The following is a 20,093-nucleotide window of genomic DNA, read 5'->3' on the forward strand; positions in this document are numbered from 1 at the left end:
AGTCACTTTTACCGAAATCTCTTGCGATGGTTTACCGGTAACGAGAAAAATCCTAAAATTGCTACCGTATGTCTAATACGGAGAAATTCCAATGATACGCAACGACAGTTCACACTGTCCAAACCACCGGCAACCCTGGCTATTGTCTGAAATGCGTTATGTAGAAGCGCATTATGGCAAAACCCCTACCAGCAAAATTGCCGAGCACCTTGGCAGAACCGCCACTGCCGTCAGAATGTGTGCCAACAAGTTGGGCTGCAGCAAAGCTGCCTCCACCCTCTGGAGTGAAGCAGAAAAAGACATCATACGCACACATTATGCCAACGGTGAAGGTATCACCCGTGTTATGCAACTGCTGCCAGGGCGAACCCGTAAAACTATTTTTATGATGGCGTACACCATCGGGGTGGTTAGTGCACGCAACTGGAGTGCTCAAGAGTGTAAAATATTGAAAAAATATTACCCACTTCTTGGCACCGCGACGGTAGATAAGCTCGTGGGGCGCACCATCGACGCGGTGAAAATCAAAGCCAATGATATGGGGCTACGTTTCTTTGGTTGCAGTGGGCCGGGCAAGCAGCGAATGTGGCAACCGGAAGAGTTAAAAAAACTGGAAAAACACCTCCATCTGCCCCTAACAGAGTTAGCTGCTTATTTCCCAGACCGTACACTCATCTCGGTAAAAAAGGCCAAGCAACGCCTGGTGAATAAGCGAAAGGGCCGCGTACAACCATCCTCAAAGGGAAAAGGATAATCTGCACACTTGCCTGAATACTCTTCTACTGTAATAAGTCCAGGCATCAGCGCAATCATGCTCGCCAAGATAACGGCAAGTAGACACTCGAACTCAGTAAGATGGCAGGTCAGTCGCCATAAGATTTGTACCAGAGGTAGACTGGCTTTGATGGATGAATCTTAGGGATAAGATTAAAGATTACCCGGCCACAAATTAACATTGTGACCGGGCACATGGGTATCACTGCTACAACTTGGACGAACTCTTGGCGCTAGCCCCAAACAACGTATTAAGCGGTCTGTTTTGCCGCTTTATTACGCTCAGCCATTTGCCATACGGCGGCAACATTGCGCGCAGTGACACGCAAATTCTCATCCGCTTCACCCATCGCTTCCGGCAACGTAACAATGCGGTTTACCACAGAGAATACGGCATCCAGACCATGCTCATGAACTACCGCATAATCTTTGGTCATGCCCCCCGCCAAGGCGATAGTCGGTACCGCAAAACGTTGTGCCACTTTTGCCACACCCATTGGGGTTTTACCCCGCACGGTCTGGCTATCGATACGCCCTTCACCCGTAATAACCAGATCAGCCCCTTGTACAGCTGCAGCCAGATTCAAGGCATCAGTGACGATACTGATACCCGGCTCCAGACGACCCATTAATAATCCAGATAGTGCAGAACCCATTCCACCTGCAGCCCCAGCACCAGGAAGATCAATCACCTGTCGTCCCGTTGTCTGCTCAATATGCTCTCCCCATACCTTTAAGGCAGCATCAAGCTGAGCAACCCTGTCAGGCGTCGCACCTTTTTGTGGGCCAAACACCGCAGAAGCGCCCTTAGGACCGCATAACGGGTTATCAACATCACAAGCTACCCGTAAATCGACACCCGCTAAACGCGGGTCAAGGTGCGACAAATCAATCTTGGCGATCTGAGACAGAGCGGCGCCGCCACGCGCCAATTCGTTACCCTGTTTGTCGAGTAGACGTGCACCGAGGGCTTGCATCATGCCTGCGCCACCATCATTGGTCGCGCTGCCGCCAATACCGAGAATAATATTACGCGCACCCTGATCCAGGGCTGCCAGTATCAATTCACCGGTACCAAATGTCGTCGTCAGGCAGGGATTCCGCTGTTCATTTGCCACCAAATGCAGGCCTGAAGCGGCTGCCATTTCAATGACCGCAGTTTTTCCATCCCCTAGCCAGCCGTAAAAAGCCTCCACGGGCTGACCTAATGGACCGGTAACCGACAGTTCGACACGTTTACCGCCAGTAGCAGCAACCATTGACTCAACAGTACCTTCGCCACCATCCGCCATCGGTAGTTTGATGTATTCCGCCTGCGGGTATATTTCTCTAAATCCTTGTTCAATTGCGTTTGCTACATCCATCGCACTCAAACTTTCTTTAAATGAGTCAGGGGCAATAACAATTTTCATTTTTCACTCCATTAACCAGCAAGATTAAATACACCAAACATCAGCGTAGAAACGAAGGCAATGGTCAGGCCGACCAACGTTTCATAAGGCAGCAATTTCAGGCGCTCATGTACTGGCATGTAGACACAACCACCCGTAGCATGGAAAAAACTACCGTGAGGCATATGATCAAAGACCGTCGCACCCGCATGGATCATGGCGGCTCCTGCCAGGGCAGTGATACCCATATCCATCAGGGTTGAACTGAATACCGCGGAAGCGACAGCAGTACCCGCCGTGGTTGAGGCGGTAGCCATCGACATTAATGCCCCGGAGAACGGTGCCAATAGATAAGATGGCATGCCCGAAGCCGTCAGGCCGCTGATTAAGACATCTTTCAAACCGGAATTGGCGATAATACCTGCCAGCGTCCCGGTACCTAACAGCATAATCGCCACCGGGGCCATACGTGCCAGGCCGGAAGTAATGTACTGATTAGTATTACGTAGCCGCCCCATCACCAATACACCCGCCAGTCCGCCTACTGGCAGCGCAATCAGCGGGTCAATGGCAATACCGGTGATCGGACGCAGAGCCAACAACACAATGGCGACAAAAGGGGCCGTAATGGAGGCCAAGAATCCCGGCATTTCACCCTGCTTGTGTTCAACCAGTTCTGCGGCTGTCACTTTGCTGCCGCGAGTCACCAGACGACGAGCCAATAGATAGGCAATCACCAGGCCACACAGACCAGGGATAATCCCCGCCGCCATAACGGATGTTAGTGGAACGTGGAAGTTGTCTGCAGCGGCAATGGTGTTTGGATTCGGTGACATCACGTTACCGGCTTTGCCCCCACCAATCATCGCCAACAGGATAGCTGTTTTGGATAAGTCAGCACGGTGGGCTATCGCTAACGCAATGGGGGAAACGGTAATAACAGCCACGTCCACAAATACACCTACCGCAGTCAGTAGCATGGTAGCCACTGCCAGCGCCAGCAGTGCCCGATGCTCACCCACTTTACGCACAATGGTTTCGGCGATGGTATTGGCTGCACCAGATTCAATCAGTACGCCAGCCAGCACCCCCGCGGCCAAAATGCGTAATACGGCGTTGGTAATACCTTGCGCACCTGTCACCATGAGTTTGATGGTTTCTATCAGGTCTGCGCCGCCAATCAGTCCCCCGACCAGAGCACCGGCCATCATGCCGTAAACAGGGGGCACTTTTCGCAAAATTAATATAATAGCGACAATAAGTGCTATCAATGCGCCTGTTGCAGACACGGGAACAGTCACCATCTTGGTCTCCTGGAAGTGTTGTTTTGATTAAAAGTTGATTACCTTGCGCCATTATTCAAAGAAATGACGAAAAATCTTGAGAGAAACCACCAAAAAAGAGGGGTTATGGCAGGGCGTAATTTGGAGTAAAGAACAATTTATGGGTGCATTTTCATGCCGATAAACAATTGAACAATGCTATTTAACTCATTGATATTTAAATTGGTAATCTGGCCTATTTTTTGCAGTCGGTAACGCAAGGTGTTGACATGAATTTTGAGGTGTTCAGCGGTATGCGTAACATCACAGTTTTGATCAAAATAACTGCGCAATGTCGAACATAATACCGATTTACGGTCAGCGGCTTTGAGTATCAACCATGATCGACTTAACTCTTCAGCCTGCCAACTTTGGGAAAAATGATTAAAAAGCACGGGGAACCAGTGTTCCTGATAACTGGTAATACTTTTGCGTGACTGAATTAGCGTCGCCGTTTCAAACATGGCCTTGGCACTTAAATAGGAGCGATAAAGGCCATCCTCACTGGGGAAATAGCCACCCACCGCAATACGTACTGCGAATTCATCACTAATATTCTGTTTTATCCGCCGCATTACCCGGTCAATCGCCTTGTTCACCTCGGTATTGTGGGAGAGTTTGAGCGGTTGCAACAACACGAAACGATGTAACTCATTCATGGCAACCAGGCTTTCTTTACCTAAACTCGTCAGACGATTAATCAGAGCCGGTGACTGATCATGAGCCCGTTCATCTAACGAAATAATCACCGCAATACGGGGGAGTGTCATATCCAACCCGAGATAGGTCGCAATTGAACTGACCATCACCGGATCACTCGCGGGCTGGATCAAGAGTTGGACTAAATCCTCGCGATAACGTTTCTCCCACTGCGACTGCTCTAACATTTCAGCCTGTTCGATAACCAATTCTGCCGCCATTCCCACCAATTCAGCATAAGCTCTGACTTCATCCGGTGGGCCTGATATCCCAATCACCCCTACCAGCTCCTGGCGAAACAAGATGGGGACATTGATTCCCGGACGAACCCCTTTTAATAGCAATGCCGAGGCTTCGTTAATTTCCACCACGCGATTCTCGGCCAGCGCCAGTAATGCGCCTTCGTGAAGCTGGTGCAAACGTGAGGCATCCCCAGATGCAACGATGACGCCACGGTTGTTCATCACATTGACGGAGTGTTTCAAGATGCTCATCGCACGCTGAACTATTTGGCGAGCGGTGCTTTCCTTCAACTCAGGGGAGGGCATAGTGTTCCTTAATGTTAATGGCCAATGAGCAAAAGTATGAATTATACCTATCAGCAGGGCAAAGACGCATCTGGCTGTGCCACATAATGCGAACTCTGTGCTCGGCTTCAACAGAATCGAAGAAAGCGCCCCTGCTGCTTGAATGACAACGGGTATCAGTCAATAATTCCGATTCCTTACATTCAGTAATGAATGGGTACCAGCAGGTAGGTAAACGATGACCCATATTGATTGCGTAATGCTAGCCGCCGGGATGTCAACACGCATGGGGCAGTGGAAAATGATGCTGCCTTACGGTAACGGGACTATTCTTGATACCGCAATCGCCAATGCGTTGGCGTTTTGCCAACGAGTCATTGTCGTCAGCGGCTTTCGTGGTGAGGAGTTAGCAGCTTACTATCACCAACATCCACAGATTGAGGTGGTGCATAACGCCAATTACCAGCAGGGAATGTTATCTTCCATTCGTACTGGTGTCCAACAGGTACGTAGCCCCTACTTCTTTCTGACTTTAGGCGATCTACCTTGCATCAGACATGGGATTTACGCCGCATTATGGCAAGAAAAAGGGCCCTTTGCGCTAGTCCCCCGCTATCATAAAGAGAGAGGGCACCCAGTACTGCTGCCAGCTTCCATCATTGAGCGCATTAATATGGCTGACCCTAAATTATCAATGAAGCAGGTCATTGAGCTGGGGGATTATCGATTTCTTGAGGTGCAGGAAAACGGCATTCATTATGACATTGATACTCAAGAAGAATATCAAAAATTACTGCAGCATCCTCTCCATCAATAACCACTGTCAAAACTCGCGGATTGACAAACTGGCAACCGATACTTAAATCGATTCAAACTTCAGATAGAGAGTAGCTGAACGAATTTAGGTATCGCTACTGCAAATCAGCTCATTCATTACGTGATATGCCACACAAAAAAGAAACAAAACATCATGGTAGAAGATCAATTAACCATTTGTTGACATATTATTAACACACATAAGGAGAAAAACATGAGCCAAGTGCATAAACACCCCATTCCGTCTGCAATTGCAGAGCGTGCCCTGATTAATCCAGCACGATATCAACAATATTATCAACAATCAGTACAAGACCCGGCAGCATTTTGGGGTGAGCAAGGGAAGATCCTGGATTGGATCAAACCCTATACGGTGGTTAAGAACACCTCCTTCGACCCTGGTCATATCAGTATCCGCTGGTTTGAAGATGGTACTCTGAACCTCTCTGCCAACTGTTTGGATCGTCATTTGGCTGAGCGTGGCGATCAGACCGCCATTATTTGGGAAGGGGATGATCCCACTCAGTCGAAAAAAGTGAGTTATAAACAACTGCATCATGATGTCTGCCAGTTCGCTAATGTATTAAAAAAACTGGGTGTAAAAAAAGGCGATGTGGTCGCTATCTATATGCCAATGGTGCCAGAAGCGGCAGTTGCCATGTTGGCTTGTGCTCGCATTGGTGCCATACATTCCGTGATCTTTGGCGGTTTCTCCCCTGAAGCCATCGCAGGCCGTATCATTGATTGCAACGCAAAACTGGTGATCACCGCTGATGAAGGTCTGCGTGCTGGTCGCACTGTGCCCCTGAAAAAAAATGTCGATGATGCACTAAAAAATCCTGGGGTGAAAAGTATCAACAATGTGGTGGTTTTCCAACGCACGGGTAAAGCAGGTCCCTGGCAAGCAGGCCGCGACCTTTGGTGGCACGAACTGATTAAAGATGTCACTGCTGATTGCCCAGCGGAAGAGATTAATGCGGAAGATCCGCTGTTTATCCTGTATACCTCAGGTTCCACCGGTAAACCCAAAGGCGTCTTGCATACCACTGGGGGCTATCTGGTCTATGCTGCTCTGACCTTTAAATATGTCTTCGATTATCATGAAGGGGATATTTATTGGTGCACCGCAGATGTAGGCTGGGTGACGGGTCACAGCTACCTGTTATATGGCCCATTGGCTTGTGGTGCCACCACGCTGATGTTCGAAGGGGTGCCGAACTACCCTGGCGTCAACCGCTTATCACAAGTCGTCGATAAACATCAGGTTAATATCCTGTATACCGCCCCCACCGCTATACGTGCCTTGATGGCTGAAGGGGATAAGGCGATTGAAAATACCAAGCGGGATTCACTGCGCATCATGGGCTCGGTGGGTGAACCCATCAACCCGGAAGCCTGGGAGTGGTACTACAACAAGATTGGTAACGCCAAGTGCCCTATCGTCGATACTTGGTGGCAAACTGAAACGGGTGGTTTCCTGATCACCCCGCTGCCAGGTGCTACCGAGTTAAAAGCTGGCTCGGCAACGCGCCCGTTCTTTGGGGTACAGCCCGCCCTGGTGGACAATATGGGAACACCGCAAGAGGGGATTTGTGAAGGGAATCTGGTCATTACCGACTCCTGGCCAGGACAAGCTCGTACTCTATTTGGTGATCATGACCGTTTCGAGCAAACCTACTTTTCCACCTTTAAAGGGATGTATTTCAGTGGTGACGGTGCCCGCCGTGACGAAGATGGCTATTATTGGATTACTGGCCGTGTTGATGATGTATTGAACGTTTCCGGACACCGTTTGGGAACCGCCGAAATTGAATCCGCCCTGGTTGCCCATCCTAAAATTGCCGAAGCCGCTGTGGTGGGCATCCCCCATAGCATCAAAGGTCAGGCCATTTACGCCTACATTACGCTGAATCATGGGGAAGAGCCGACGCCAGAACTGTATGCTGAGGTGCGTGATTGGGTACGTAAAGAAATTGGAGCCATTGCCACACCTGACGTGCTTCATTGGACTGACTCTTTGCCGAAAACACGTTCCGGTAAAATCATGCGCCGCATTCTACGCAAAATTGCCACTGGTGATACCAGTAACTTGGGGGATACCTCAACACTGGCGGATCCGGCTGTCGTAGACAAGCTGCTAGAAGAGAAACAATCCATGAGCGTTCCATCCTGATTTTGCCGTAGCAGGCTGTTCATTGGTCTTTATCCGCTGAACAGCCTGCATATAAACTAGCGCTTACCAGACACAAACGGAATAACGACACGTAGTAACATTTGTCGCTTAAAAAACGCCAAGTGTAGCTAATCGTTTCCTAAAGTAGCCATCATCCATCCCAGAGAATTCTGCTGGGGTAGGTAATGGCTGCCTACAATTCAACAAATGAGGCAATAGAAAAAAAGTAATTAGCGATGCCATTATTTAATACCCAGAGGAGAACATCTGATGAATGAAGAGCTTTATCAAAAAATCGAAGATAATCCGCGCTTTAAATTATTGGTGAAAAAACGTAGCCACTTTGCCTGGTTATTATCAGTCATAACACTGACTATCTATGTCAGTTTTATCTTTTTGATTGCTTTCGACCCTCAATGGCTTGGAACGCCCCTTTATGCTGGCTTAACCATTACCCGAGGTATTCCCATCGGGATGGGTTTAATTGTGCTCTCTTTTATATTAACCGGCATTTACACTTACCGTGCTAACACCGAATTTGATCGCCTCAATGCTGAGATTTTAAACGAGGTGCAGCAATGAAAAAATTGTTATCACTCAGCACGCTGCTCATGTTGCCCACGCTAACCTATGCCGATGCCATTGGTGGGGCTGTCCAGCGCCAGCCACTGAATGTTCAAGCCATCATCATGTTTGTCCTGTTCGTAGGAGCCACGCTTTACATTACTTATTGGGCTTCCAAACGTACACGTTCCCGTGGCGATTACTATACGGCAGGTGGGCGTATTACTGGGTTACAAAATGGTTTGGCTATTGCTGGTGACTTTATGTCTGCGGCTTCATTCCTCGGTATCTCCGCATTGGTCTATACCTCGGGTTATGACGGTCTGATTTACTCTATTGGCTTCCTGATCGGCTGGCCAATCATCCTTTTTCTTATTGCCGAACGGTTACGTAACCTCGGGCGCTATACTTTCGCTGACGTAGCCTCTTACCGATTAAAACAAAAACCCATTCGTATCCTTTCCGCCTGTGGCTCCTTAGTGGTGGTCGCTCTCTATCTCATCGCCCAGATGGTCGGGGCTGGTAAACTGATTCAGTTGCTTTTTGGCCTCAATTACCATGTCGCCGTAATATTGGTTGGTATATTGATGGTTCTATATGTGTTATTCGGGGGCATGCTGGCGACCACTTGGGTACAAATCATTAAAGCCGTCCTATTGTTGTCAGGTGCCAGCTTTATGGCGTTTATGGTCATGAAAACGGTGAATTTCGATTTTAACACTCTATTCGCTGAAGCCGTAAAGGTACATCCAAAAGGGATTGCCATCATTAGCCCGGGGGGCTTGGTATCCGACCCGATATCCGCACTCTCTTTAGGTCTGGCGTTAATGTTTGGTACCGCTGGATTGCCGCATATCCTGATGCGATTCTTTACCGTTAGTGATGCCAAAGAGGCACGCAAGAGCGTGTTTTATGCCACTGGATTTATTGGTTATTTCTATATTCTGACGTTTATTATCGGATTTGGTGCCATCCTACTCGTCAGTGTAAATCCTACATTCAAGGATGCGGCAGGAGCGTTACTTGGTGGAAATAATATGGCAGCCGTGCATCTGGCTGATGCCGTCGGCGGAAGTTTCTTCCTCGGCTTTATCTCAGCGGTGGCATTTGCCACTATTCTGGCGGTAGTCGCTGGCTTAACGTTGGCAGGGGCTTCAGCGGTCTCTCATGATCTGTATGCCTGCGTGATTAAAGACGGTAAAGCAACCGAGCGTAATGAGCTTAAAGTATCCAAAATCACGGTCCTCCTACTTGGGATCATTGCCATTATGCTAGGGATCCTATTTGAGAAACAGAATATTGCCTTCATGGTAGGACTCGCTTTCTCTATTGCTGCTAGCTGTAATTTCCCTATCATCATTCTTTCCATGTATTGGTCACGCCTGACTACTCGAGGGGCAATGATTGGTGGGTGGCTAGGTTTGTTAACGGCAGTTATCCTGATGATTTTAGGCCCGACGATTTGGGTGCAAATCCTCGGTCATGCTAAGCCAATCTATCCTTATGAATATCCTGCACTATTCTCTATCTTCATTGCATTTATTGGCACTTGGTTGTTCTCTGTCACTGATAATTCGGTCACCGGCAAGCAAGAGCGCGAGCGTTTCCGTTCTCAGTTTGTACGATCACAAACCGGAGTAGGCATTTTACAGGGCAGGCCTCACTAACATTGTTGTGCATAACTGTTGTTCATAACAAAAAGCCCCATGCTTATGCACGGGGCTTTCTACTTGATTGAATGCCTGACTGTGTCCTACACAGTATTCGTCTCACCCTGAGACTCCCTGTGGGGCCACCGTCAACGGCGTTCCCCTCGGTTCCCTATTCCGCAATGGCTTGAATCAGAGAAGCGATAACTGTTTATCGTACACAGCAAAAAGCCCCATGCTTACGCACGGGGCTTTCTACTTGATTGAATGCCTGGCAGTGCCTACACCGTATTCGTCTCATCCTGATACTCCCTGTGGGGCCACCGTCAACGACGTTTCCCTCAGTTCCCTATTCCGCTATGGCTTGAATCAGAGAAGAGATAACTGTTTTATAAAAAATCACAAAAGCAAAAAGCCCCATGCTTGCGCACGGGGCTTTCTACTTATTTGGATGCCTGGCAGTGTCCTACTCTCACATGGGGAGACCCCACACTACCATCGGCGCTACGGCGTTTCACTTCTGAGTTCGGCATGGGATCAGGTGGGACCACCGCGCTAAGGCCGCCAGGCAAATCAGGTTTCAGGTCACAGGAAACAGGTTTCAGTTAATCCACCTTGCCCCTATATACCTCAAAATCTTTGTTGCTCTCATCTTCAATCTGTAGAACAAGCTGATTATCGCTATCTCTCTACCCGATATCCTGGTATCAGGTCAAAACACCTTCGGTGTTGTAAGGTTAAGCCTCACGGTTCATTAGTACTGGTTAGCTCAATACATCGCTGCACTTACACACCCAGCCTATCAACGTCTTAGTCTTAAACGTTCCTTCAGGGGCCTTAAAGGCCCAGGGAAGACTCATCTCGAGGCAAGTTTCGCGCTTAGATGCTTTCAGCGCTTATCTTTTCCGCACTTAGCTACCGGGCAGTGCCATTGGCATGACAACCCGAACACCAGGGGTGCGTTCACTCCGGTCCTCTCGTACTAGGAGCAAACCCTCTCAATCTTCCAACGCCCACGGCAGATAGGGACCGAACTGTCTCACGACGTTCTAAACCCAGCTCGCGTACCACTTTAAATGGCGAACAGCCATACCCTTGGGACCTACTTCAGCCCCAGGATGTGATGAGCCGACATCGAGGTGCCAAACACCGCCGTCGATATGAACTCTTGGGCGGTATCAGCCTGTTATCCCCGGAGTACCTTTTATCCGTTGAGCGATGGCCCTTCCATTCAGAACCACCGGATCACTAAGACCTACTTTCGTACCTGCTCGAGCCGTCACTCTCACAGTCAAGCTGGCTTATGCCTTTGCACTAACCTCACGATGTCCGACCGTGATTAGCCAACCTTCGTGCTCCTCCGTTACTCTTTGGGAGGAGACCGCCCCAGTCAAACTACCCACCAGACACTGTCCTCACCCCAGATTATGGGGCCGAGTTAGAACATCAAACATTAAAGGGTGGTATTTCAAGGTTGGCTCCATGCAGACTGGCGTCCACACTTCAAAGCCTCCCACCTATCCTACACATCAAGGCTCAATGTTCAGTGTCAAGCTATAGTAAAGGTTCACGGGGTCTTTCCGTCTTGCCGCGGGTACACTGCATCTTCACAGCGAGTTCAATTTCACTGAGTCTCGGGTGGAGACAGCCTGGCCATCATTACGCCATTCGTGCAGGTCGGAACTTACCCGACAAGGAATTTCGCTACCTTAGGACCGTTATAGTTACGGCCGCCGTTTACTGGGGCTTCGATCAAGAGCTTCGCGTTGCCGCTAACCCCATCAATTAACCTTCCAGCACCGGGCAGGCGTCACACCGTATACGTCCACTTTCGTGTTTGCACAGTGCTGTGTTTTTATTAAACAGTTGCAGCCAGCTGGTATCTGCGACTGGCTTCAGCTCCAGGAGTAAATCCCTTCACCTAACGCCAGCGTGCCTTCTCCCGAAGTTACGGCACCATTTTGCCTAGTTCCTTCACCCGAGTTCTCTCAAGCGCCTGAGTATTCTCTACCTGACCACCTGTGTCGGTTTGGGGTACGATTAAATGTTACCTGATGCTTAGAGGCTTTTCCTGGAAGCAGGGCATCAACTACTTCATCTCCGTAGAGACTCGTCATCGTGCCTCAGGGTTGATAGTAAACCGGATTTGCCTGGTCTACCCCCCTACACACTTGAACCGGGACAACCGTCGCCCGGATAGCCTAGCCTTCTCCGTCCCCCCTTCGCAGTAACACCCAGTACAGGAATATTAACCTGTTTCCCATCGACTACGCTTTTCAGCCTCGCCTTAGGGGTCGACTCACCCTGCCCCGATTAACGTTGGACAGGAACCCTTGGTCTTCCGGCGAGCGGGCTTTTCACCCGCTTTATCGTTACTTATGTCAGCATTCGCACTTCTGATACCTCCAGCAACCCTCACAGGTCACCTTCGCAGGCTTACAGAACGCTCCCCTACCCAACAACGCCTAAGCGTCGCTGCCGCAGCTTCGGTGCATGGTTTAGCCCCGTTACATCTTCCGCGCAGGCCGACTCGACCAGTGAGCTATTACGCTTTCTTTAAATGATGGCTGCTTCTAAGCCAACATCCTGGCTGTCTGTGCCTTCCCACATCGTTTCCCACTTAACCATGACTTTGGGACCTTAGCTGGCGGTCTGGGTTGTTTCCCTCTTCACGACGGACGTTAGCACCCGCCGTGTGTCTCCCGTGATAACATTCTTCGGTATTCGCAGTTTGCATCGGGTTGGTAAGCCGGGATGGCCCCCTAGCCGAAACAGTGCTCTACCCCCGAAGATGAATTCACGAGGCGCTACCTAAATAGCTTTCGGGGAGAACCAGCTATCTCCCGGTTTGATTGGCCTTTCACCCCCAGCCACAAGTCATCCGCTAATTTTTCAACATTAGTCGGTTCGGTCCTCCAGTTAGTGTTACCCAACCTTCAACCTGCCCATGGCTAGATCACCGGGTTTCGGGTCTATACCTTGCAACTATTCGCCCAGTTAAGACTCGGTTTCCCTACGGCTCCCCTATTCGGTTAACCTTGCTACAAAATATAAGTCGCTGACCCATTATACAAAAGGTACGCAGTCACCTAACAAGTAGGCTCCCACTGCTTGTACGTACACGGTTTCAGGTTCTATTTCACTCCCCTCGCCGGGGTTCTTTTCGCCTTTCCCTCACGGTACTGGTTCACTATCGGTCAGTCAGGAGTATTTAGCCTTGGAGGATGGTCCCCCCATATTCAGACAGGATAACACGTGTCCCGCCCTACTCATCGAACTCACAATCTGTGCATCTTCGTGTACGGGACTATCACCCTTTACTGTGCGACTTTCCAGACGCTTCCACTGACACACAAACTGATTCAGGTTCTGGGCTCTTCCCCGTTCGCTCGCCGCTACTAGGGGAATCTCGGTTGATTTCTTTTCCTCGGGGTACTGAGATGTTTCAGTTCCCCCGGTTCGCCTCCTGCCACTATGTATTCATGACAGGATAGTGCAACGAATTGCACTGGGTTTCCCCATTCGGGTATTGTCGGTTGTAACGGTTCATATCACCTTACCGACACTTTTCGCAGATTAGCACGCCCTTCATCGCCTCTGACTGCCTAGGCATCCACCGTGTACGCTTAGTCGCTTAACCTCACAACCCGAAGATGTCTACACACCTTATGGCTGTGATTATTTGAGAGACTCTTTCAACGCCATCAATGTCAGTTAACTCATTGATGCGCTGAAGTTTCAATTTTCAGCTTGTTCCAGATTGTTAAAGAGCAATATCTTAAACATGACTCCACAGAATCATCTTTAAGATAAAAAGTATCGTCAGATACTGAAGACCGCCGCTTTCACCGGGAAGGTCGGAAGCAGTTGGCGTCCCCTAGGGGATTCGAACCCCTGTTACCGCCGTGAAAGGGCGGTGTCCTAGGCCTCTAGACGAAGGGGACACGACACCGTACTTTTATGACGCTTTTGCTCATTACTGTTCATCAGACAATCTGTGTGAGCACTTCACGCGAAGCAATATCTTTAGGTAAGGAGGTGATCCAACCGCAGGTTCCCCTACGGTTACCTTGTTACGACTTCACCCCAGTCATGAATCACAAAGTGGTAAGCGCCCTCCCGAAGGTTAAGCTACCTACTTCTTTTGCAACCCACTCCCATGGTGTGACGGGCGGTGTGTACAAGGCCCGGGAACGTATTCACCGTAGCATTCTGATCTACGATTACTAGCGATTCCGACTTCATGGAGTCGAGTTGCAGACTCCAATCCGGACTACGACGTACTTTATGAGGTCCGCTTGCTCTCGCGAGGTCGCTTCTCTTTGTATACGCCATTGTAGCACGTGTGTAGCCCTACTCGTAAGGGCCATGATGACTTGACGTCATCCCCACCTTCCTCCGGTTTATCACCGGCAGTCTCCTTTGAGTTCCCGACCGAATCGCTGGCAACAAAGGATAAGGGTTGCGCTCGTTGCGGGACTTAACCCAACATTTCACAACACGAGCTGACGACAGCCATGCAGCACCTGTCTCAGAGTTCCCGAAGGCACCAATCCATCTCTGGAAAGTTCTCTGGATGTCAAGAGTAGGTAAGGTTCTTCGCGTTGCATCGAATTAAACCACATGCTCCACCGCTTGTGCGGGCCCCCGTCAATTCATTTGAGTTTTAACCTTGCGGCCGTACTCCCCAGGCGGTCGATTTAACGCGTTAGCTCCGGAAGCCACGCCTCAAGGGCACAACCTCCAAATCGACATCGTTTACAGCGTGGACTACCAGGGTATCTAATCCTGTTTGCTCCCCACGCTTTCGCACCTGAGCGTCAGTCTTTGTCCAGGGGGCCGCCTTCGCCACCGGTATTCCTCCAGATCTCTACGCATTTCACCGCTACACCTGGAATTCTACCCCCCTCTACAAGACTCTAGCTTGCCAGTTTCAAATGCAGTTCCCAAGTTAAGCTCGGGGATTTCACATCTGACTTAACAAACCGCCTGCGTGCGCTTTACGCCCAGTAATTCCGATTAACGCTTGCACCCTCCGTATTACCGCGGCTGCTGGCACGGAGTTAGCCGGTGCTTCTTCTGCGAGTAACGTCAATGTGATGTGCTATTAACACACCACCCTTCCTCCTCGCTGAAAGTGCTTTACAACCCTAAGGCCTTCTTCACACACGCGGCATGGCTGCATCAGGCTTGCGCCCATTGTGCAATATTCCCCACTGCTGCCTCCCGTAGGAGTCTGGACCGTGTCTCAGTTCCAGTGTGGCTGGTCATCCTCTCAGACCAGCTAGGGATCGTCGCCTAGGTGAGCCATTACCCCACCTACTAGCTAATCCCATCTGGGCACATCCGATGGTGTGAGGCCCGAAGGTCCCCCACTTTGGTCTTGCGACATTATGCGGTATTAGCTACCGTTTCCAGTAGTTATCCCCCTCCATCAGGCAGTTTCCCAGACATTACTCACCCGTCCGCCGCTCGTCACCCAGGGAGCAAGCTCCCCTGTGCTACCGCTCGACTTGCATGTGTTAAGCCTGCCGCCAGCGTTCAATCTGAGCCATGATCAAACTCTTCAATTAAAAGCTTGATTTGCTAAGTTAATAGCGATGCTCAAAGATTACTGCATGAATTTTACTTACATGAGTCACTCTTTAAGACTTGATATTTTTTTGTTGCTGAAGCAACTGGATATCGTCTTTGTGAGTGCCCACACAGATTGTCTGATAAATTGTTAAAGAGCGTGGTTACCAAAACTTCCTGGTAACGCGGGAGGCAGATAATACTTCTTCCCGCTGAAGAGTCAACCTTTTTCTCTACAAGAGACGGTGTTTTCACCGGGTTGCTTCTTCCTGCCTGGGCGACTTGTCAGCCGTTGTTCCCGAGCAGTGGAGGCGCATTATAGGGAGTTCTCAGTTCACCGCAACCCCTAAATTCAAAAAACATTTCAACCGCGTCTTTTTTCGGCAAAGCGCGCTTTTATTCAGCTTTCTATCACTTTTCATGCTGAATATGGCTGAATTCCTGGGTAAAACGATCAACTTGCTGCCAGTCGGTATATTCTACTTCTTTACTGGTATCCGTTTCCCCACCCGTGATTTTCATAATAAGACGAATCATCACTCGATCTAACCAGCGGTAACGCGGATAACGCAAAGCACCGGCAAACACAGCACACTGCTTAGGTTGCCATGGTGAGGAGAGCAAAAACTTGCGTGTATAGGCATTCGTTTGTGGTGACCGTTTTTCTGGCTTACGTGCTGTCAGATTAGTAGCAAAGAATGCACTGGGTATGTGATTCAACTGCGTTGCATTGCGCTTAACAAACTTTTTCAGTGCCGGATGGAAACGCCCATAACGCACCGAGGCACCGATCAATATCTGTTGGTACTGCGTCAAATCAATATCGTCGGCCTGTTGCAGCGAGATAACGTCACAATTCAGCGTGTCCTGCAGTTTGTTAGCAATATAGAAAGCAATCGCTTGTGTTTGTCCATCACGGCTCGAATAAAGAATCAGTGCCTTCATGGCGCTCCCCTTTGAGTAATGTTAGTCACGCCAAAATGTCGGTGTGAAAAGAACCAGCAACGTAAAAACCTCTAAGCGGCCAAACAACATATTCAAAATCAAAATCCACTTTGAGGCTGGCGGCATAGTGGTAAAATTGTCAGCAACGACACCCAGTCCAGGCCCTAGGTTGTTAAGGGTAGCAGTAACAGCAGCAAAAGCTGAGAACTCATCCACCCCCGTTGCAATAATAGCCAACATGCTAACGATAAACACCAGCGCATAGGCCGAAAAGAACCCCCATATTGCTTCGAGGATACGTTCCGGCAACGCACGGTTACCTAACTTGATGGTATACACGGCATTCGGATGCACTAGCCGCTTCAGTTCGCGCGAGCCTTGTAGATATAACAATAAGATGCGGATCACTTTCAGTCCGCCCCCGGTTGACCCCGCACAACCCCCAATAAATGAGGCACACAATAGCAATATTGGCAAAAACAGCGGCCATTGTGAAAAGCTATCGGTGGTGAAGCCTGCTGTACCTGCCATGGAAACCACTTGAAAGAATGCCTGATTAATAGTTTCCATGCCGGTTTTATAGACGCCATGCCACCACAATATAACAATGCACAGAAAAATCAGCGTGAACTGCACCGCAATATACATGCGGAACTCCAAATCTCGCCAATAGATTTTCAAGCTACGTCCAGTTAACAGCGCAAAATGCAGGCCGAAGTTGCAGCCAGATATTAATAGGAAGATACCAATAATGGTATTAATGGTTGGGCTGTCGAAGTAGCCAATACTAGCATCGTGGGTAGAGAAACCACCAATTGCAATCGTCGAAAAGCTATGGCCGATGGCATCAAACGCTGACATGCCTGCCGCCCACAATGCAAGGGCACAAACAACGGTCAGTAATAGATAGATAAGCCATAAGGTTTTAGCGGTTTCAGCAATCCGCGGCCGCATCTTGTTGTCTTTCAGTGGGCCCGGCATTTCAGCACGATACAGTTGCATACCGCCAACCCCCAGAATAGGCAGTATGGCTACAGCCAATACAATAATCCCCATCCCCCCCAGCCACTGCAGCATTTGGCGATAAAACAGAATCGCCTTAGGCAAGGAATCCAACCCGACCAACGTTGTCGCTCCCGTGGTGGTTAAACCAGAGAAAGATTCAAAAAACGCATCAGTCAACGTTAAATTGGGATATTCAGAAAATAGAAATGGCAATGCTCCAACGCTACCTAGCACGGTCCAGAACAACACCACTATCAGAAAGCCTTCACGCTGCTTGAGTTCGTGTTTCTGTTTACGATTTGGCCACCAGAGAACCAAGCCAATCGTCACTGCAACCACAAAGGTCTGGCTGAAAGCACGCCCAGCACCATCTCGGTATATCAATGACACCAAGCCCGGAATAAACATCGTCCCGGAAAACAGAATAACCAAGAGTCCCACGATACGGGTTATAGAGCGAAAATGCATTCCAGCACGATCCTTAACCATTTAGTTGACGGTAACTATTGCGAGATAGGGATTAAGTGCAAACTTCCTCGGCTAAGATCACGCAATTTATTCCCGAATATCTCAGTGACTGTGGCTGGTAATGCTATGTGTAGCACAACAGCAACACCATATTCCCCATGAATAATGTGTCCTTCACTGTGCTGGATCAGATTTTCAACCAATGCCAACTGGGCATAATCGCACTGCAAAGTATAGGCAATCTGTGGGATCTTGTAGCTGACAACCAGTTGTTTCAGTGCCTGTTGTACTCCACTGCCATAAGCTCTCACCAAGCCCCCGGTACCTAATTTAACCCCACCATAGTAGCGCACGACGACGGCAGTAATTTCACCAATACCGCTCCCCATCAATTGAGCCAAGATAGGTTTACCCGCCGTACCAGAAGGTTCACCATCATCCGAAAAACCCAATTGCTGCGAATCATTGGGGGCACCAGCAACAAAAGCCCAGCAGTGATGCCGGGCGGTGGGGTGTTCTGCACGAACCTGCTGGATGAAAGCTTTCGCTGCGTCTACCCCACAGGTTGGTGCCAGCAAGGTGATAAAGCGGCTCTTTTTTATCTCTTCACTGACGCTGATAGCCGCATCAGGGATCAAGTAAGGTTCCATCAAGACAAATGAAGGTCTCGTGTCATATTCTCGATACGCTTGTCATGAATCACAATATTGTCCTCAATACGAATGCCACCAAAAGGTTTCAGGGCATCAATACGATCCCAAGCAAAATGTTTGCTAAATGCACCGTTACGCCATGGTGCCAACAGTGATTCAATAAAGTACAACCCGGGTTCGATAGTCAACACCATACCTGGCTGTAATACGCGCGTACAACGCAAGAAAGGATGTTTAGCTGGTGCTGCGAGTTGAGTACCCTCCTCATCTTGCATAAATCCCGCCACATCATGTACCTGCAACCCAAGCGGATGGCCTAAGCCATGTGGCAGGAATGGGCTGGTAATCCCTTGCTCTACCATGGCCTCTTCACTAAGACCATTCACCAGCTTATGGTTTTTCAGGAGTTTGGCAATCCGCTGATGCATCTGCAGATGATAGTCGGTATAGCGTACCCCGGCTTTTATGGTATCAATTAAAGCCAATTGTTCACTATTAAGGTCTTTCACCAATCTGGCGAAAGCATTATCACTCTGCCCAGCATAAGTACGAGTCAGATCGGCAGCATAGCCGTTATATTCAGCACCCGCATCAATCAAAAAGCTGCGTAACTCAGCAGGTGGCTGTTGCTCCAGTTTGGTGTAATGCAACACGGCGGCATGCTCATTGAGAGCCACTATATTATCGTAGGGTACGTCGGTATCACGGTGCCCTGTTGCCGTCAGATAAGCCTGATTTATATCAAACTCACTCAGACCAAATTGAAATGCCTCATAAGCCGCACGATGGCCTATGACCGCCATCTTCTGCGCTTCACGCATACAGGCCAACTCATAAGCCGTTTTGCACGAACGATGAAAATCAAGGTAATTCAACACTGCTTGTGGATTGATATTTTCCTCGGCAATACCCAGGGAAAGTGCGCGCTGTGGTGCATAACCGATATAGCCTACACGCCCGCGCTGTGGTGGCAGTTGGCTGCCGATGTCATCCGCCTTAACCAGCGGCAGTAATTCAACGGATTGGGTCCAGAAACTGTTCGGTAATGGCTCAACGCTATGCCAATAATCCACTGGGGAATAAAACCAAAGCTTGGGTTTGTTAACACCATCAACCCATAACCAACAATTCGGTACGGAAGTCACTGGCACCCAGGCTTTAAAGTGGGCGTTCACTTTAAACGGATAGTATTGGTCATCCAGAAATACCCGTTGTAGTTCCCCGGAATGAATCAGCAACGCATCCAGCTTGTTACGTGCTAATACCTCACAAGCCCGTTTTTGCAGTGCTACCAGGTGGTCGTTATACAAAGCAGCCAGTGTTTCCATCGCAATACCTTTATCCCCTCAGAACGGAAGAGAGCATCTTAACATACTGATCCTGTGCGCCAACCCCATCACCTTGTGCCTATGGTATGTTCACCAAACCACCATCACCCCGTGACATAAGGCAATGAAAACCGCTCCGAAACCAACACAATTTCCAATGGCATTGCTTGCACAACCATAAAAAACACCATATATCAGTAAATTA

The 20,093-nt window shown here is 49.2% G+C and carries 12 protein-coding genes, 1 tRNA gene and 3 rRNA genes; 5 read left to right on the forward strand and 11 right to left on the reverse strand.

The features are described from left to right. Nucleotides 1–91: 91 nt before the first annotated feature. The gene (locus ACX9GV_RS16245) at nucleotides 92–754 is read left to right on the forward strand and encodes a hypothetical protein (protein ID WP_023489886.1); all 663 of its coding nucleotides are present in this window, start codon (nucleotides 92–94) and stop codon (nucleotides 752–754) included. Between the two features lie 271 nt (nucleotides 755–1,025). Here the strand turns inward: ACX9GV_RS16245 and ACX9GV_RS16250 are convergent, their stop codons facing one another. The 3 genes from ACX9GV_RS16250 to ACX9GV_RS16260 form a co-directional block, all read right to left on the reverse strand. Further along, entirely contained in the window at nucleotides 1,026–2,186 is a 1,161-nt protein-coding gene (locus ACX9GV_RS16250; RefSeq protein ID WP_473196205.1) for a glycerate kinase, read from the reverse strand. An 11-nt stretch (nucleotides 2,187–2,197) separates the two neighbouring features. Continuing rightward, nucleotides 2,198–3,469 (reverse strand): GntP family permease, encoded by a 1,272-nt coding sequence (locus ACX9GV_RS16255; RefSeq protein ID WP_473196206.1) that lies wholly within the window; start codon nucleotides 3,467–3,469, stop codon nucleotides 2,198–2,200. Nucleotides 3,470–3,606: 137 nt separating this feature from the next. Continuing rightward, nucleotides 3,607–4,734, reverse strand: a complete 1,128-nt coding sequence (locus ACX9GV_RS16260) for a sugar diacid recognition domain-containing protein (RefSeq protein ID WP_473196207.1) — start codon at nucleotides 4,732–4,734, stop codon at nucleotides 3,607–3,609. Nucleotides 4,735–4,951: 217 nt separating this feature from the next. On the opposite strand from ACX9GV_RS16260, the gene ACX9GV_RS16265 reads away from it, so the two are divergent. The 4 genes from ACX9GV_RS16265 to actP all read left to right on the forward strand — a co-directional run bounded on the left by ACX9GV_RS16265 (nucleotide 4,952) and on the right by actP (nucleotide 9,933). Continuing rightward, nucleotides 4,952–5,530: an NTP transferase domain-containing protein gene (locus ACX9GV_RS16265; RefSeq protein ID WP_023489882.1), complete on the forward strand. Its 579-nt coding sequence runs from the start codon at nucleotides 4,952–4,954 to the stop codon at nucleotides 5,528–5,530. A 213-nt stretch (nucleotides 5,531–5,743) separates the two neighbouring features. Next, the gene (acs, locus tag ACX9GV_RS16270) at nucleotides 5,744–7,702 is read left to right on the forward strand and encodes an acetate--CoA ligase (RefSeq protein WP_037387139.1); all 1,959 of its coding nucleotides are present in this window, start codon (nucleotides 5,744–5,746) and stop codon (nucleotides 7,700–7,702) included. A gap of 270 nt (nucleotides 7,703–7,972) precedes the next feature. After that, the gene (locus tag ACX9GV_RS16275; protein ID WP_023489798.1) at nucleotides 7,973–8,284 is read left to right on the forward strand and encodes a DUF485 domain-containing protein; all 312 of its coding nucleotides are present in this window, start codon (nucleotides 7,973–7,975) and stop codon (nucleotides 8,282–8,284) included. Then, nucleotides 8,281–9,933: a cation/acetate symporter ActP gene (actP, locus tag ACX9GV_RS16280; protein ID WP_473196208.1), complete on the forward strand. Its 1,653-nt coding sequence runs from the start codon at nucleotides 8,281–8,283 to the stop codon at nucleotides 9,931–9,933. The genes ACX9GV_RS16275 and actP overlap by 4 nt, the downstream gene beginning before the upstream one ends. A gap of 435 nt (nucleotides 9,934–10,368) precedes the next feature. On the opposite strand, the gene rrf is transcribed toward actP, so the two are convergent. The 8 genes from rrf to pepQ form a co-directional block, all read right to left on the reverse strand. Further along, nucleotides 10,369–10,484: ribosomal RNA gene (rrf, locus tag ACX9GV_RS16285) — 5S ribosomal RNA — on the reverse strand. Nucleotides 10,485–10,648: 164 nt separating this feature from the next. Next, a 23S ribosomal RNA gene (locus ACX9GV_RS16290) occupies nucleotides 10,649–13,555 on the reverse strand. Between the two features lie 228 nt (nucleotides 13,556–13,783). After that, nucleotides 13,784–13,859 (reverse strand) — tRNA-Glu (locus ACX9GV_RS16295). 87 nt (nucleotides 13,860–13,946) lie between these two features. After that, nucleotides 13,947–15,488: ribosomal RNA gene (locus ACX9GV_RS16300) — 16S ribosomal RNA — on the reverse strand. The 16S, 23S and 5S rRNA genes sit together here with 1 tRNA gene alongside, the layout of an rRNA operon. Before the next feature lie 412 nt (nucleotides 15,489–15,900). Next, on the reverse strand, nucleotides 15,901–16,434 hold the full coding sequence (gene hemG / locus ACX9GV_RS16305; RefSeq protein ID WP_023491992.1) for a menaquinone-dependent protoporphyrinogen IX dehydrogenase: 534 nt from the start codon (nucleotides 16,432–16,434) through the stop codon (nucleotides 15,901–15,903). Nucleotides 16,435–16,455: 21 nt separating this feature from the next. Further along, nucleotides 16,456–17,907 carry a Trk system potassium transporter TrkH gene (gene trkH / locus ACX9GV_RS16310; protein WP_473196209.1) on the reverse strand — a complete coding sequence of 484 codons (1,452 nt, stop codon included), beginning with the start codon at nucleotides 17,905–17,907 and terminating at the stop codon, nucleotides 16,456–16,458. Between the two features lie 35 nt (nucleotides 17,908–17,942). Then, a complete protein-coding gene (locus ACX9GV_RS16315) occupies nucleotides 17,943–18,557 on the reverse strand; it encodes an IMPACT family protein (RefSeq protein WP_473198052.1) in 615 nt (204 codons plus the stop codon). Continuing rightward, nucleotides 18,557–19,888 carry a Xaa-Pro dipeptidase gene (gene pepQ, locus ACX9GV_RS16320; RefSeq protein WP_473196210.1) on the reverse strand — a complete coding sequence of 444 codons (1,332 nt, stop codon included), beginning with the start codon at nucleotides 19,886–19,888 and terminating at the stop codon, nucleotides 18,557–18,559. Before pepQ ends, ACX9GV_RS16315 begins: the two co-directional genes overlap by 1 nt. Nucleotides 19,889–20,093: the final 205 nt, after the last annotated feature.

This window comes from Serratia sp. 25CWL12 (assembly GCF_055790885.1).

Coding starts and splice junctions, on each gene's coding strand:
- ACX9GV_RS16265 (WP_023489882.1), top strand. CDS start 4,952: ATGACCCATATTGATTGCGTAATGCTAGCCGCCGGGATGTCAACACGC.
- actP (WP_473196208.1), top strand. CDS start 8,281: ATGAAAAAATTGTTATCACTCAGCACGCTGCTCATGTTGCCCACGCTA.
- trkH (WP_473196209.1), bottom strand. CDS start 17,907: ATGCATTTTCGCTCTATAACCCGTATCGTGGGACTCTTGGTTATTCTG.
- pepQ (WP_473196210.1), bottom strand. CDS start 19,888: ATGGAAACACTGGCTGCTTTGTATAACGACCACCTGGTAGCACTGCAA.
- ACX9GV_RS16255 (WP_473196206.1), bottom strand. CDS start 3,469: ATGGTGACTGTTCCCGTGTCTGCAACAGGCGCATTGATAGCACTTATT.
- hemG (WP_023491992.1), bottom strand. CDS start 16,434: ATGAAGGCACTGATTCTTTATTCGAGCCGTGATGGACAAACACAAGCG.
- acs (WP_037387139.1), top strand. CDS start 5,744: ATGAGCCAAGTGCATAAACACCCCATTCCGTCTGCAATTGCAGAGCGT.
- ACX9GV_RS16275 (WP_023489798.1), top strand. CDS start 7,973: ATGAATGAAGAGCTTTATCAAAAAATCGAAGATAATCCGCGCTTTAAA.
- ACX9GV_RS16315 (WP_473198052.1), bottom strand. CDS start 18,557: ATGGAACCTTACTTGATCCCTGATGCGGCTATCAGCGTCAGTGAAGAG.
- ACX9GV_RS16250 (WP_473196205.1), bottom strand. CDS start 2,186: ATGAAAATTGTTATTGCCCCTGACTCATTTAAAGAAAGTTTGAGTGCG.
- ACX9GV_RS16245 (WP_023489886.1), top strand. CDS start 92: ATGATACGCAACGACAGTTCACACTGTCCAAACCACCGGCAACCCTGG.
- ACX9GV_RS16260 (WP_473196207.1), bottom strand. CDS start 4,734: ATGCCCTCCCCTGAGTTGAAGGAAAGCACCGCTCGCCAAATAGTTCAG.